Here is a 244-nt window from a genome sequence, read left to right as displayed (position 1 = left end):
GTCAGGTTCTTTACCACGTGTACGTGATTTCCGTTGTGTTTCTAAGAAATAATTCGATGGTCGTGGGAACTAGACATTAGGTGTTAAAGAGCATCTTATCTTCCATGAGATCGATTATGATAAAGTAAGCAAAGTCCGCGGTATGGACATCGTAATCTTTACTACAGCGAAAACTGATGAAGAAGCTAGTGAACTTTTAACACAATTCGGTATTCCATTCCAAAAATAATGGAAGCCAACGCTA

Annotated in this window: 1 pseudogene; it reads left to right on the top strand. The window is 38.5% G+C overall.

Annotated elements, in window-relative coordinates:
* Positions 1-229, top strand: a pseudogene (gene rplE / locus JDS81_RS30035) (50S ribosomal protein L5); the annotation flags it as partial.
* Positions 230-244: the final 15 nt, after the last annotated feature.

Origin of the sequence: Bacillus cereus group sp. N31 (genome assembly GCF_016483245.1) — a bacterium.
In the GTDB taxonomy this organism is placed as follows: domain Bacteria; phylum Bacillota; class Bacilli; order Bacillales; family Bacillaceae_G; genus Bacillus_A; species Bacillus_A toyonensis.
Note: the sequence above shows the minus strand (reverse complement) of the source record. Positions and strands in the feature narration are given on the sequence as shown.